The organism is Butyrivibrio sp. LC3010, from assembly GCF_000424385.1.
Lineage (GTDB): Bacteria > Bacillota > Clostridia > Lachnospirales > Lachnospiraceae > Butyrivibrio.
Genome location: NZ_AUJU01000008.1, coordinates 33936 through 48786 on the forward strand (window position 1 = coordinate 33936; position 14851 = coordinate 48786).

Annotated in this window: 9 protein-coding genes; all 9 read right to left on the reverse strand. The window is 44.0% G+C overall.

All coding sequences use genetic code 11. From position 1 onward, the window contains the following. Positions 1–34: 34 nt before the first annotated feature. The 9 genes from G622_RS0107645 to G622_RS0107685 all read right to left on the reverse strand — a co-directional run bounded on the left by G622_RS0107645 (position 35) and on the right by G622_RS0107685 (position 14777). Positions 35–2176 carry an ATP-dependent helicase gene (locus tag G622_RS0107645; protein ID WP_026510213.1) on the reverse strand — a complete coding sequence of 714 codons (2142 nt, stop codon included), beginning with the start codon at positions 2174–2176 and terminating at the stop codon, positions 35–37. A 150-nt stretch (positions 2177–2326) separates the two neighbouring features. Further along, positions 2327–4225, reverse strand: coding sequence for a family 43 glycosylhydrolase (locus G622_RS0107650; RefSeq protein WP_026510214.1), 1899 nt, complete (start codon positions 4223–4225; stop codon positions 2327–2329). A 20-nt stretch (positions 4226–4245) separates the two neighbouring features. Further along, positions 4246–5586 (reverse strand): carboxylesterase/lipase family protein, encoded by a 1341-nt coding sequence (locus G622_RS0107655; RefSeq protein WP_044957326.1) that lies wholly within the window; start codon positions 5584–5586, stop codon positions 4246–4248. A 123-nt stretch (positions 5587–5709) separates the two neighbouring features. Then, on the reverse strand, positions 5710–6597 hold the full coding sequence (locus G622_RS0107660) for a carbohydrate ABC transporter permease (protein ID WP_026510216.1): 888 nt from the start codon (positions 6595–6597) through the stop codon (positions 5710–5712). A gap of 21 nt (positions 6598–6618) precedes the next feature. Then, positions 6619–7545, reverse strand: coding sequence for an ABC transporter permease (locus G622_RS0107665; protein ID WP_155831433.1), 927 nt, complete (start codon positions 7543–7545; stop codon positions 6619–6621). Between the two features lie 27 nt (positions 7546–7572). Next, positions 7573–9135, reverse strand: a complete 1563-nt coding sequence (locus G622_RS0107670; RefSeq protein ID WP_026510218.1) for an ABC transporter substrate-binding protein — start codon at positions 9133–9135, stop codon at positions 7573–7575. A gap of 102 nt (positions 9136–9237) precedes the next feature. Continuing rightward, positions 9238–10026: a response regulator transcription factor gene (locus tag G622_RS0107675; protein ID WP_196814193.1), complete on the reverse strand. Its 789-nt coding sequence runs from the start codon at positions 10024–10026 to the stop codon at positions 9238–9240. Then, positions 10016–11788, reverse strand: a complete 1773-nt coding sequence (locus G622_RS0107680) for a sensor histidine kinase (protein ID WP_155831434.1) — start codon at positions 11786–11788, stop codon at positions 10016–10018. The genes G622_RS0107675 and G622_RS0107680 overlap by 11 nt, the downstream gene beginning before the upstream one ends. Positions 11789–11999: 211 nt before the next feature. Continuing rightward, positions 12000–14777, reverse strand: a complete 2778-nt coding sequence (locus G622_RS0107685; RefSeq protein WP_026510221.1) for a family 78 glycoside hydrolase catalytic domain — start codon at positions 14775–14777, stop codon at positions 12000–12002. Positions 14778–14851 lie beyond the last annotated feature (74 nt).

Below are 14851 nucleotides of genomic sequence, written 5' to 3' on the forward strand. Positions count from 1 at the left end.
AACTGCAATATTGAATGAGCCTTTATGGAACTAATTACACAAGCCTCATCCCCATGACAAATGCAAAGGGATAAGCAAACAGCCTCTCCTTCCCATCCTCGAATACTACAGAGAACTTGGAGGGGATATTATCATCATCATAGACTACATCAGTTATAGTGCCATTTCCGTATTTGGGCTGCGCAATCTTTTGCCCAATCACCAGATTTGACGGGTACTCTGATGTAGTACTCTGATTCCTTTTATTTGATTCAAGACTCTTCTTAATGGAAGCCCTGGCTTTTTTGACATTCTCTTTTATACTCTGCTCTTCATTTCTTGAGATGCTGGTGATTTCCTTTACAAATGTGGATTCTTCGTCATTGTAAAGGAATATATTAAGCTTGTTTCTGGCTCTCGTCATTCCCACATAGAAAATTCTGCGTTCTTCTTCAAAATCCCGTTTTTCCTTAAGTGTCGCCCTGTTGTAATTCTTGATTACTTCATCCGGAAATACTCCGTCACAGACATCCATCAGATAGACTTCATCATACTCTAATCCTTTACTGGAATGGATGGTCGACAGAATAAACTGAGCCTTGTAATCCGGAACCTTATTGCTTATCAAATCCTTTAGAGTTTCAAGCCGCCTTAAAAATCCATCGATGGACTCCTCTCTCATTGCCAGCATCTTCAGGATGAACATCTTGTTGGTATCGAGATGATTATCCTCCATATATTCGCCGTATCCCATGTACTGCTCTATTCTGTTAATCGCCTTTATCGGTGCTTCGTGCCTCATATTTGCAAAGTGGGTTCTTATTGATCTGCATTTACCCTTTACCCTTGCATTTATCATATCCGTCTCTTCAAGAGCATCCAGTATCGGAATATCACTTGATGCAGAAATCCTGCAGAGCCTCTCAGCCTGTGGCTTTTTTAGATAGGTCTGGAATTTAAAATATATTTTCAGAAAAATATCGCTGTCATAGGGATCAATGGAAAACTGCAGCATATTGATGACATCCGTCACTACTCTGTGAGTAAAAAATGCCATATCAGCGCTCTTTATCCTATATGGAATATTCTCCCTCTCAAGAATATCCACAAGGGGAAGAATACTCTCATTATCTCTGTAGAGAACCGCCGTCTGACTTGTCACATCAGCTGCCACCTTAAGCAGATAATTGTACTGATTTCTCCTGCTGTTGAGATGGATATATCCAATATCAGAGGCCTTTCCCCTGTTGGCCTTCATATGCTTATCATGCCTCATGCTGTTGTGAAGTATAAACCGGTCTGCTGCCTCTACAATATTGGCATTGGATCTGTAATTCCTATCCATTATAAGGACTCTGGCTCCGGGATGATCCTTTTCAAAATTGAGGAGTGCCTCAGGGTAAGCTGCTCTAAAACCATAAATACTCTGATCCTCATCTCCTACCATGAAAAGATTGCCCTCCGTCCCTGACAGAAGACTTATTATCATATGCTGTATTTTCGATGTGTCCTGGGCTTCATCCACACAGATGTAACGATATTTATTCTTGTAAAAAGAAAGAAGATCCGGGGATGATTTAAGCATTCTGTATGCATAGATCATCTGGTCGTCATAGTCCATCATCTCTCTCTTTTTAAGCTCATTATTATAGGCTTCATATATATCCAGAATGGCCGTATCTTCCTCTTTCTCAAGCTCCATGATTTCTTTCTTCGTCAGCATCATGTTCTTGCAGTAGGTGATAAGCGTCCTCACGCTTTTTATATCACTCTCCGTGGGATATTCTTCATAGATACGGACATAGTTTTCGGTAAGAATCTTACTTATCACCTTTTCATCAGTGACCAGCTGATAAGCATTCTTACCGATAAGACGTCCATAATGGGCAATTATCTTTGCACATATTCCATTGATAGTGCGAAATTCAAGAAATGATGATATGTCACTTCCAAATATTTTTTCAAACCTGGCAGCCATATCCCTGGTAGCCGCCACCGTGTAGGTCAGGGTCAGAATATTCTCCGGTGCTATATCTTTACAAAAAAGCATATAGCCAAGTCTGTTAACCAAAACCGTAGTCTTTCCGCTCCCCGGAACAGCAAGAAGAAGTACCGGCCCCTTCACCGTCCTTACTGCATCCAGCTGCTGCTCGCTAAGTCCTATGGCATATTTTTCAAAAAATTCATTTTCCGTCATGAGAACAGTTACGCAATCTCCTTTTATTCAGCCTTTCTGAAGGCTTTACCAGCAACATTCGGAAAGGAACTTCACTAAAGTAAGATATATCATAACATTAATAAGGGGCAAATCTGAAAGTATTTTAAGAACTAGGCATATAGCAAGGCGTTATTTGAGCTTCCTGACCTTGCCGCAGGTTATGCCGTTCTCATTGAATGCATCAACTCTTACATATACATCCTGTCCGGAAATGAGTGCGCCAATGATGCGCTCAGCCTTGTCAGCGCCTTTCGCAGGGTAAAACATGCAGCTGTGATAGAGCTTATCAGCAGCATGACCCCAGCAGATATTGTAGCCTTCTGCACCCTGAGCCTGCATGGATACACGCATATCAAGGTCATCGAGTCTCGACGCTTCAAAACTCACTTCCTGGGGCTTTTCTCCATTGCCCTTACCAAATACGCGAAGCCCTGATATGGCAGCATTTTGATCAAAGGGTGTCTCACAAACAGTCAGCTTGATGTAGCGAAGCTTTTGACCTTCACCATCATTCAAAACTATAAAGTCATGAGGAAGGTTTGTATCCGCATCGGACTTATCCATCAAAACAGCAAAGGTCTCACCGTCCAATGAGCCTTCCAAAGTCCATCTGGTGTGATGAGTTCTGTCGTCGATCAGCCTTACGCCCATACCCTGTCCTGTTATCTCTTTTTCCGGCTGTGCATCAACGCGGTCATCTGCAAAGTTTATCTGAATTGCACGTACGTCCTTCACCTCTTCAAGATCCATCATAAGCCATTCACCGGCGTCCTTCCCGGCAGCTCTCCACCAGGTTCTGTCATCTTCCTCTGAAGCTCTTGAAGGAGCATTGTCCGGTGCGGTTGATATGCTGTCCCATACTGCTACTTTCGTATCTCCTTCGCCGGCGCCGCTTCCCTCGCCTACGCAGTAAGAAGATGCTGTCATCTTAGCGCCGCGGCTAAGAAGATACCATTCAGGCTCCTGCCAGGGATCCAGTTTGCCCCCATCCACGTACTGCGGCCAGTCGCCGTAGCCCATATTGCAGAAGAGCTCGCCGTCCTTGTCGAAACCTGCGCGCCATATGCCGCACCTTCTCTCCATACTGTCATTAAGACTTATGCGGCTTGTCGAGGTGTGCCATAAGTTACCATTTGCATCCTCCATGGTTGATCCGTGTCCGGCACCCGGCATAAAGCCTCCCGGCTGATAAGAATAGGGATTATTCTCAGCAAGCTCGAATGGTCCCAGGGGTGAATCAGACACATATACACCGTCACAGTAAACATTGTACTGAGCGCCCGTTGCTGCATATTGGAGATAGTATTTTCCATTATGCTTGTTCATGTAAGCACCTTCAATAAAAGGATTATTGCTGAGCATGCTCTTGAAAAACGCCTTATCCGTATCCGAAGCATTGGCCAGCATCTCTTGACCCATGTTTTTAATAAAGCCCTCAAAAAGTCTGTCCAGCTCCTCGCCCTCGATCAGAGGCTTACTGTGATCCTCTCCCACTCTCTCATAGCCAAGCTCCCTGGGTCTTCCGTGGACAAGTTCCACCCTGTCAGTAAGCGGCTTCATCGTCTCGGGATCCAGCTCTACGCCCCATATGGGAGTCATATTTGAGCAGCCCCAGTATAGATAAACCTTCCCATCATCATCCCAGAAAAGATCGGGATCCCAGAAATCAAAAGTACCCGGGATTTCTTCATAGGGTCCGTTCTCTATGTCCTTGGTGCGGTAGAAATTACAGATCTCGCCCCTCTTAGATGCACAAAAATATACGTAGTCTCCAATCACTCTGACATCTGGTGCATAATCATCAAGCGGCAGATTATCAGGAAGTTTCACACTCTTCCAATTCGCAAGATCCTCAGACACCCACACCGAGAGATTCATTGAAGCAAAAATATAATATTTCCCTTTCCAATATAAAAATGTGGGGTCAGCTGCCTCCCTCGAGATATGGAGTTCTCCGCCTCTAAGACTGTCCTTGATAAACTGATAGTGATAATCGATGTTTATCGGGTTACAAAAATACTTTTTCATTGCTATACTCCTTCCAAACTCTACTCAAATACCCTATAATAAGGTTCGCTCTTTATGCACCTCTTCCATTCATCATCCCCAAATTGACCTTGTTTCATGAACGTGGTCCAGGCATCCATCATCTCATCAGATAGCTCATAGTCATGCTTATCCATTGGTCTCCAGCATCTGCCAAGTGTTCCGAACATATACCACAGCTCCGCTGAGTGGAAGGCTCCATGATCATCCCCCGGAAGCTTCCTGTTAAAAAAGTACACATAGGCAGGCTGATTTCCCGTCTCCTCAAGTTTTAAGCTATAAGCTACACTTCCTTTATGAAGCGGCTGCTTTTTGGCTATACCGCTCTTATCTTCATCCTGAAGTATATCATCTGCATTTGATCCGATCAGGCATGGCACGTCGGGCATTTTACCCTCATCCATAAGTTTATAGTAGCCATCTTTTAGTACATATCCATCAATTGTCGGAATAAGGAATAAACCGTCAAAAGAGGCTATTCCCTTGCCAATAAATGCTCCCATCTTTCTGATTATTGTCTTTGCATCAAGGCTTCTCATTTCCTCAAGACCGGCTGCGCCAAGTACCTCCGGCAGCATTCTTCCTATTTTTTCCTGTTCCCCCAGGGTTATATCCCTGTGAAGCCCATATTTATAGGAGCCGCCGCTCTGCATTATGGCTTTCGAATAAAGGCCATTTGTAAGCTCACTGGACAGAAGTGTCTGCACGCTCATCGCTCCCGCACTCTGTCCAAAAATAGTAATGTTATCAGCATCACCTCCAAAAGCTGCAATATTATCATGAACCCATCTAAGTGCTGCTATCTGGTCAAGTATCCCGTAATTGCCGGATATCTTTTTCTCATTCTCCTCTGTCAGCCAGGGATGTGCCCAAAATCCAAATACATTGCACCTGTATTCAACACTTACAAGCACCACGCCTCTTTTGCAGTAGGCCTCACCGTCAAACTCCATCTCACTGGCATAGCCGCCCATAAACGCCCCGCCATGAATCCAGAAGGCAACAGGATAGCGCTTATTTTCTGCAGAACCGGGCAAATCCCGCTCGTCTTTTGCTGTCAATGGCGTCCATATATTCAGGTACAGACAGTCCTCGGACATGGTACAGTTGTACTCATTGTTACTGTAGAATTCCTTCGTGTAAAGATCATCTTCGATAATCTCCTGCATGCATCTGTTCCCAAAAGCCGTAGCCTTCCTTACACCGCTATAGTGCTCAGGTTCCACAGGTGCCTTCCATCTGAGATCTCCCACAGGTGGTTTCGCATAAGGTACTCCCAGGAAGCAGGAATACCCCTCCTTATCAAGCCCTTGTATCTTTCCGTATTTTGTATCTATTATCATGATCACTGCTCCTCAATTAATCTTAATCCTCTACTGTCGGCACATCAAGCCATTATGACTCTTCTTCATATACAAGCCATGCCCGAGCCGTAGCCCGGGCATAAAGTATAGTCCCAAATCCTATTATCCCTTCACAGCGCCCATTGTAAGACCTTTTGCAAAGTATTTCTGGAAGAAGGGATATATTATCAGCACAGGAAGTATTCCAACCAGTGCAATAGCCATCCTCACTGTAGTTGTTGGAAGATCTCCTACGTTAACACCGCCTGTCGCATTGGATGCAAGAAACTGGATATTCTCATTTATGTTGTTGAGAATGTTCTGTACCGTATAGAGTTTTGCTCCCTTGGAATCAAGATAGTACAATCCGTTCTGCCAGTCATTCCAGTATGCAAGTCCCGTCATAAGTCCGCTGGTGGCAAGTATCGGAACAGACAGTGGAAGGGCTATATGGAAAAAGTTGTAAAACTCACCTGCCCCATCTATCCTCGAAGCCTCATAGAGTTCTTCGGGAATGCTGTTTTCAAAATAGTTTCTCACCAGCATTACCATGAAACCGCTCAGCATGAGGTTTGGCACTATAAGTCCTCCTATGCTGTTTTTCAGATGAAAAATTCTCACGTACATGATATAGGTGGGAACGAGGCCTCCGTTAAACAGCATGGTGAATACTACAAGGAAATTCAAAATCTTTCTTCCCGGAAGCTTCCTCTGAGAGAGCATATAGGCCAGCATTGCTGTCATTACAACGCTTGCACCGGTTCCAATTGCTGTGACAATAATCGTCATCAGATATGCTCTTCCTATCATCGCCCACTGCTGTCCAATATACCCGAAGGCTGCCATAGACAGCTTTGCTGGCAGGTATGAAAAGCCGTCATTCATGGCAACTTCCTCATCAGTAAATGAAGCAATCACCAACAGTATGAACGGCAGTATTGCCAGAAGTGAGCTGATTGTCAATATGATATTCGCTGCTAAAGACCAGCGTTTTTGTGTCTTTGTTTTCATATATCCTGTATAGCCCCTTTCTTAGAATACCGAACTGTTTTCATCAAGCCTGCTTACAATCTTGTTGGCAACGACGATGAATATAAAGCCTACAACTGATTGAATAAATGATGCCGCAGATGACATACCCACGTTGTTGAGCTTAAGCAGCGCCCTGTACACATAGGTGTCAATAGTCTGTGTCGCAGGCATAAGCGCACTCTGCATCATGGGAACCTGATAGAACAAACCAAAGTCGGATCTGAAAATCTGCCCCATATTTAATATCAGGAGCATGAGAATAGTCGGCTTTAAGAGTGGTATCGTTATCAGGCGGATTTGCTGCCACTTCGAGGCTCCGTCCAATGAGGCGGCTTCGTAGTATGCGGGATCTATTCCCAGCAGGCTCGACAGATACAGGATCATTCCGAAGCCTATGCCTCTCCACTGATTCACAAAGGTCAGGATAAACGGCCAGTATTTTGGCTCCTGATAAAACTGAGGTATGCTTCCTGTAATTCTCCCGATCATTTTTGATATAAGGCCTGATGTGGGCGATAAGTAAGCATATACAAGGTATGCAATTACAACCATCGACATCAGATAAGGGAGAAGTATCACTGTCTGATAGAATTTCTTTGCCGCAGCATTTTTTACCTCATTTAAGAGAATAGCCGCTCCAACCCCAAGTACCATCCCAAGGAAAATCCATAGGATATTGTAAAGCAGGGTATTTCTGATCATAACGAATGCGTCATTGCTCTTAAACAAAAACTCAAAATTCTTTACCCCATTCCAGGGACTCTCCCACATGCCCTTAGCGTAGTTAAAGTCCTTGAAAGCTATCTGCAGACCCGCCAAGGGCATATAGTTATTTATAAAAAGATAAGTCAATCCGGGAAGTCCCATAAGATAAAACGGAAGCCAGTGCAGAAGCTGTTTCCCGAGAGATTTTTTATTACCTTTCATGCTCATGCTCCTTCAAAACTCCTGCTCTTAATTACCTGCAAGGTAAGCATCAAGCTGTTCCTGATTGGCTGCTATTACCTCATCAATTCCTGCTGTCTGAAGATCACCGACAAGCTTCTCGATAGCTGCATCCACGTCCTCGACCTGTCCTGCATTTAACAGAGGAAGCTGTTCTGCAAGTACTGCAGATATTCCGGCTGTCTGTGTACTGTAAGCCTCTGCGTCAAATGCATATCCAAAAGCCTTGGAAACAACTGCAGAATCATTGAATGCTTCAAGATCATTCACATACTCATCTGTAAGAGGAGCCACAATATGTCTTGTTGTGGGATTGCCAAAGTGCATAAAGGATGTGTAATATCCGCTGTGATCTGCATTGGCTGTGCCGTCATATGTGATAACATTATCGGTTCCATCAACTGCAACATAATCTGTACCCTCAATACCGTAATTAAAGAGGTTGGCAACATCTGCATCAGAGTAGATAAGGTTGATAAGATCCATACATTTGTCAGGTCTCTCTGATGTTGCAGCAATGCCGAGCATCATCTCCTGGGCAAAGGATGTCTGGATAATAGGATTACTCATAGATACTATTCCTGTCTCAAAGTCAGGGTTTGTCCATACAGCTATCTGATCAGGTGTATATGCAGTAGATGTTCCAAACACTTTCTGATTGGCAAAATGCTGCTGAACAGAAGTTGTATCTGTCATCTGATCCTCCGGAAGATATCCGTTGTCAAACCATGTCTTTACGGTCTCGCAGTAATGCTTAAATTCATCTGTTGCAAATACATTCTCTACTGTAGTGTCATTGGAAGGATCCATAACTACGCCATAGTCTCCCGAAGCACCGTAAACATCTACGGAATTCATAAATTTGAAATTGAGCTGTGCGGAATTAGAGAAACTTGTAAGATACATGCCATTCTCTTTCAAAGTCTCTCCCACAGCTGTTAGATCGTCGATTGTCATTCCGTCATGCATATCGAGTCCGAGTTTATCGGCAACAGTCTTGTTATATACGAAGCCACCTGCCACTGCCGGATAAGGGTAGCCTGAAACCGCATAGGTTTTGCCGTTTATTTTCTGAGCTGCCTCAACATTTGAACATACCTCTGTGATAGCGCTTCCTCTCTCTGCGATAAGATCATCAAGCTCAAGAAGCACTCCATCCTTCACTGCTGAACTCATGGCATATACAAGTCCTACAGTCACAATATCCATCTTCTCGCCACCGGCGATACCCATTGAAGTAGTTGTTCCCATATCCCCAATAAAAAGAGGCTGAAGGTCAACCGTCGCATTTATCTTCTCAAGAGTAATCTCATTTATAGCAGCCTCAACTGCCTCCAGATCATTGTTGGATTCATTAAGTCCTATGAACTGAACCGCGATCTCATAAGGCTCTTCGCTCATGTCTATGGCTGCCTCTGATGTGCCTTCTTCGCTCCCTGCTGCGTCCTCCGATGTCTCCGCTGATGCTGCCTCTTCCTCACCTGTTGCAGTATTTGAAGATCCTCCGCAACCGGCAAGAGTCATTGTTGCAACAGCCCCGGCTGTAAGAATACTGACAAGTTTCTTCTTCATATTTTTGTTACCTCCCTTTATTAATGCTGTAATGTTTGTTACTGCTCAAATGATAACAGGCAAGGTTTTTTCAAAATAGAAAAATCCTTACCTGTTATATGTTCAAAAATGACTTTTTGCATTTTCATTCCTATAGCCTTTTGGTCCCACTCCAACAGATTTCTTGAAGATTTTGGTAAAATACGAATAGTTTGGGTACCCCACAAGTTCCGCCACTTTGGTGACCGGATAGTCAGTGGATAAAAGTATCTCCTTCGCAAGCTTTATTCTTTCATTCGTGATGTACTCAAGAATCGAAACCCCCGTTTCTTTCTTGAAAGTCCTCATGAGATAACTGGCATTCAGATGTACAGTCATAGCTATATCATCCACGCAGATATCGTCCTGAATATGCTCTAATATGAACCGCTTGGCATCATGTACAGACTGGTTATGATTCTCCTGTGACTCCTGCACTGCAACACGTATGACTATATCCCCAGGGATTTCCTCCTTTTCTCTCTCACTTTGGAGCCTCTCCACGAGCTTAGTCAGTATCTCATCAAGTTCACTGTAGTCTATTGGTTTCAATATATAGTCGACACTTCCGAGCAGCATCGCTTTTCTCATGTAGTCGTATTCCGGGTGGCAGGTCACATATATGCACTCTGTTGCAGGGTAGTGAAGCTTCACCCATTCGAACAGTTCAAGCCCCGAGCCCTGCGGCATCTCCACATCAGAGAGCATAAAATCAATATGTTCCCTCTCAAATATCTTCTTGGCTATCGCCATCGAACCTGCTACATATACATTCTCCACGTTGTATTTGTCCCACATGATCCTTTTTTTCATGGAATTTAATACAACCGCTTCATCATCCACAATCAGCGCATTAAGCTTCCTATTCATCATCTTCCTCATCCTCTGCCAGCTTGAGCGGCAGTATTATCTCTATTCTTGTTCCATGAGGCTCATCCCTCATTATTTCCAGTCTGGTCTCTACGCCGTAGAGGATCTTGAGCCTCTCTATGGCGTTCTGTATTCCCACGCCAAGCTGAGAATCCCTGACCCCCGTTTCCTGAAATCTGTGAATTACTGCAAGTGTCTCTTCATTGATGCCTTTGCCCGTATCGAGCATAAGTACCTGCACTTTATTCGGGTTCTTATCATATCTCCTGGCTATTATTATAATCTGAATCTCCTCTCCTATCCTGATGGAGTGCTTTATGGTATTCTCTGCAAAATTCTGGATAAGAAGTGGCGGAATCAGGCAATTTGCCACCTCATCTTCCCACTCTATGATCGTGGAAAAAGTATCGGGATATCTGACTTTTTGGATAGCGAAATAGTTTTGAATATGTTTCATCTCCTCCTTGAGAAGCACCTCATCCCTGCTGGCATTGACTATGTATGCAAAATATCTTGAAAGATTTATCAGCATCTTCTGTATAAGGGGATATTCGTCCTGCTCATAGCTGTACAGGATATTTAGAGTGTTCATGATAAAATGTGGCTGAATCTGCTGGCTTAAAAATTTCAGGCGAACATTCTGCTCCTTGAGACGCTCCTCATAAACTCCCTGCTGGAGACGCTGCACATCATCCATCATCTTGTTAAACTCATGGTTTAGCTTCTCGAATTCTCCTATTGCACCGCTTTCCTTAATTCTGTAGTCCACATTTCCCGAGCCTATCTCATCCATCGCCAGGTTAAGATCTGTGATAGGTCTTACCATCCACTTATTAAGAACATAGATAACGGCCGGGACCATCAGTATAGACAGGACAGTCAGAATAACCAATATCCATATGAGTGACGGCACCCCGCTAAGAACTGAATTTAGAGGAATCAGCTGAGCAATCTCATAATCGGCAACAGCAGATTCAACCCGTGCAACCTCATAGAGAAATCCTTTGGAATTACTCCAGCTGTTTTCCGAAGGGACCTTATCCGAGAAGTTATCCGCAAGCCTGTCAGTCGGCCCTATTACCGTTCCTTCTTTGTCACAAAAAACGCTGATATTCGCCATATCGGTATCATAAAAAGAGAACTCTTTTGCGCAGTTATCAATGTCGAACCACGCACCATAATAAGCATTTCTGAATTGTCTTACATATACCAGAAGCTTCATTTCGCCTGTATCCACAAATTTCCAGGCTCCCTGCGCCTCATCGCTTTTTTCTGTATCCCTGACATACTCTTGCAAGACGACCATGCTGTTTCCTGTTGTATCATTATTGCTTACCAGAAACATATCAATATCCGGATAATCTATATATACTCCTGATACCAGGCCATTATCCGTTCTGATGTCATCCATTTTGAGCCGGACACTGACAACACTTTCCATCATCTTGTAATAATTTTCTCTTGCAATATCAGCATCATTCAGATATGAAAAATCGTAGTTCTCGGAGGCCTCCTTGGCAATGCGCTTTGTGACCTGCAATATGGAATTGTCCAGTTCAGACACATACACCTTTATGGCAGACTCAGCATTATTTTTCTGCTGGGTATACAATCCGTTCATAACAGTAACTACAAGAAAGATTGTGATCATGCATATGACAACTACAAATCCCGACACAAAAAACAAGGCTCTCACGGTGTACATCGAAAGAGCCTTGCGAAAACTTCCCATATTTGATATAGCTTGTCCTCGTTTTACTTTCACATTAAACTCCTTGGAACGATAATACCCATTCCAATTTATTAATCTCTCCGGTTTTGCTCTTTTTCCCGGGGAACAGAATATTCACTCTCTTCAACGTCTCTATATATGGTCTCCCGCTAAAGGTATAAAATGCTCAGGATGACTCTGAAAATATTCACTGACTTCTGCCGAATGTCTCTGTAAGTAATCAAATAAGTTTAGTGTCTGCCATTCACCTGGCAATTACTTCCTCAAGCTCTGCCACTGCTTTTTTAAGTCCCTCAGGATCTATCGGCAAAAATCCCATATGGGACAGTTCTCTGAAGGTATTGCATGAAGTCTCAGGGTCATGCAGCATCCCCGCAAGGGGCGGAACATACTTTTTGAGAATGTTCTCGGCATCTGCATTACCTGCAAGTCTTGAAAGTCTGCAATCCCATCCAAAGGGCTTCCTGTAATCTCTGTCAGGTGTGTAGGTAATATCATACACTCCGCTTTCAAGCTCCTTTACCGATTCCGATGAATTCCCCGGAAGATGGAGAGTTGCATGGGTTCCGAAGGGGATCTCCACATGGAGGCTGATATCTCCATCATCACGAATCTTCCACTCGCATACAATCTTTCCTCTGACACTGTTGTAGGAAGCCTTGAGGAACTTTAGTCTCACGTCCGGATGCGGATCTATAATTATCTCTCTGTATCCTGCGGTTTTAGGTCTTATTCCCGCTGCATAAGCGTACATGAATTCCTCGACAGAACCGTAGGAATAATGATTTAGCGAGTTCATGCCTGTAGGAGATATTGTGCCGTCCTCAAGGACAGAGTTCCATCTCTCCCAGATGGTAGTTGCTCCAAGATTCACCTCGTAGAGCCATCCCGGGAAGCTCTCGTTAAAGAGAAAATCATAGGCAATGTCTGACATATCATTCTCACCAAGAACGGTGCACATCATGGTAGCTCCGACAAAGCCTCCCTTGATCTTGTACATATCCTTTTTAAATCTGGCTTTAAGCTGCGATATGAGCTTCTCCCTGTCTTTGCAGATGCCAAACTTAAGTGCCACAAGAATCCCCGTCTGTGAATCCATTGCAAGACGTCCGTTGGGGGTGAAATACTCATTTAAAATTGCCTCACGGATTTTTTCGGCATGGGCTCTGTATTTCATCTCATCCTGCTCATACCCCAGTATTTTCGCCGCATCAGCCACTATGACCGCAGATCTGTAATCATACACAGTACTTAGATATGCATCCTCTGTGCTGCCCTTGAAGCTGGTTTCAGTAGCCCCGTCCAGTGCAAGCCAGTCACCGAATGTGAAGGAGAAATCATTGATGTATTTTCTTTCACCCCTCTTTGCATCCTCTCTGTCTATATAATCAACCCAGTCCTTCATCATCGGATAGGCTGATCTCAAGAATTCCTTATCCCCATAGGCATTGTAGAGATTCCAGGGTTCAATTGTACCCACATCTCCCCATATAGGACCTGCATCCTTCTTATGGCATATATTAGGCACATAATTGGGGATTGCACCGTCTATAAGCTCTTGTTCATCCCTCAGGTCTTTGTTGAACTTTCTGAAAAAAGCAAGGGTATCAGTGTGGTAGGTTGCGGTTGAAGAGAATACCTGCGCATCGCCTGTCCAGCCCAGCCTCTCATTTCTCTGGGGACAGTCGGTCGGCATGTCTATAAAATTAGAATACAGGCCCCACAAAGTGTTCTCATAGAGTCTGTTTATCTTTGCATTTCCTGTCTCAATAAAACCGGTTCTTTCTACGTCAGAGCACAATACTTTTCCGGTAAAATCATTGGTGCTAATCTCTCCCGGCCACCCTGAGACTTTCATATATCTGAATCCGAAGAAGGTGAAATGTGTTCTTACCGTCTCCTTCTCTCCCCCGGAGACATAAACGTATTCAGATTTTGCCTCTCTGTAATTATCATTGTAGAAATTGCCCTTCTGGAGGATTTCACCGAAGTTAAGTACAATTCTTGTGCCCTTGGGGAAATCGGCCTTAAATTCGACGAATCCTGCGAAATTTTGGCCAAAATCTACCACCCTCTCCCCGGCGGGTGTGGCAATAACTTCTTTTGCATTTATCTCTTCTCTGACAACTACGGGGATGGAGAGTCTGTCCCTGAGGTTCTTTTTTACAAGGTTAGCGGTGCCCTTGTCATCCTGAGGTTCTGAAATTACCGACACACTCTTCCATTCGTTTTCTTTTCCATCCCATAGTGTTCTGTTTAATACTTCACCGTCATATATACCTGTATCCTCAAAATCAGAGCCTCTGTATTCCCAGGAACCGTCAGTTTTTATCAGTTCACTTCCGGCTTCATACTCAATGTGAAGTTCAGCGATGGCTGCCATCTGATTCCCGAAGTTTTCTTTTGTACCTTCAAGGCCGAAGGTTCCCATATACCATCCCTTTGCCAGATATATCTCCAAGGCGTTCTCTCTGCCGCCCTGCAGGTAGTTTTCTACAGGAAAAGTAATGATCTGAATCCCTTTTTCATAATTGGTCACATAAGGAGTAAGATACTCATCCCCCACCTTCTCACCATTTAGGTATGCCTCAAACAGGCCTACACCGCAGATATAGAGTCTGGCACGTTTTACATTCTTCTCCGGGGTGAAGGTCTTGCGAAGTATGGGATGAAGGTCACCCTTCCCTGCTGTTATCCAGTCCGCAGCCCATTCATCTTCCATTTTACCTGTCTCAAAAAAGGACATTCCTGTCGCCTCATCTCCCATATCTCCCTTGACATAGGCGCGGAAGAAATAACGGCTTCTTGGCTTTAATTCGATATTTATAGCTGTCCCTATTGGGCTGGCATTATCTTCTGTGAAAATGATATCATCAAAATTCTCGTCCTGCGCTACCTCCAGCCTGCATATATCCGCCTTGTGAGATTTAGTATCCGTGATCTTAAAGGTCGCAGTAAGGTATTCTGTAAGGTATCCTATGGGCTCTTTTACCCCATTTATTTTCATTTCTTTAATCAGCATGTTCAGTCCTTTCCGGAATTAGTCCGATACATTTTGCGGTATCTGTCACCATGACAGGTACACGCACCTCTTAT

Excerpts from the sequence above, each read along its gene's own strand:
- G622_RS0107645 (WP_026510213.1), bottom strand. The coding sequence starts at position 2,176 with ATGACGGAAAATGAATTTTTTGAAAAATATGCCATAGGACTTAGCGAG.
- G622_RS0107650 (WP_026510214.1), bottom strand. The coding sequence starts at position 4,225 with ATGAAAAAGTATTTTTGTAACCCGATAAACATCGATTATCACTATCAG.
- G622_RS0107655 (WP_044957326.1), bottom strand. The coding sequence starts at position 5,586 with ATGATAATAGATACAAAATACGGAAAGATACAAGGGCTTGATAAGGAG.
- G622_RS0107660 (WP_026510216.1), bottom strand. The coding sequence starts at position 6,597 with ATGAAAACAAAGACACAAAAACGCTGGTCTTTAGCAGCGAATATCATA.
- G622_RS0107665 (WP_155831433.1), bottom strand. The coding sequence starts at position 7,545 with ATGAAAGGTAATAAAAAATCTCTCGGGAAACAGCTTCTGCACTGGCTT.
- G622_RS0107670 (WP_026510218.1), bottom strand. The coding sequence starts at position 9,135 with ATGAAGAAGAAACTTGTCAGTATTCTTACAGCCGGGGCTGTTGCAACA.
- G622_RS0107675 (WP_196814193.1), bottom strand. The coding sequence starts at position 10,026 with ATGATGAATAGGAAGCTTAATGCGCTGATTGTGGATGATGAAGCGGTT.
- G622_RS0107685 (WP_026510221.1), bottom strand. The coding sequence starts at position 14,777 with ATGCTGATTAAAGAAATGAAAATAAATGGGGTAAAAGAGCCCATAGGA.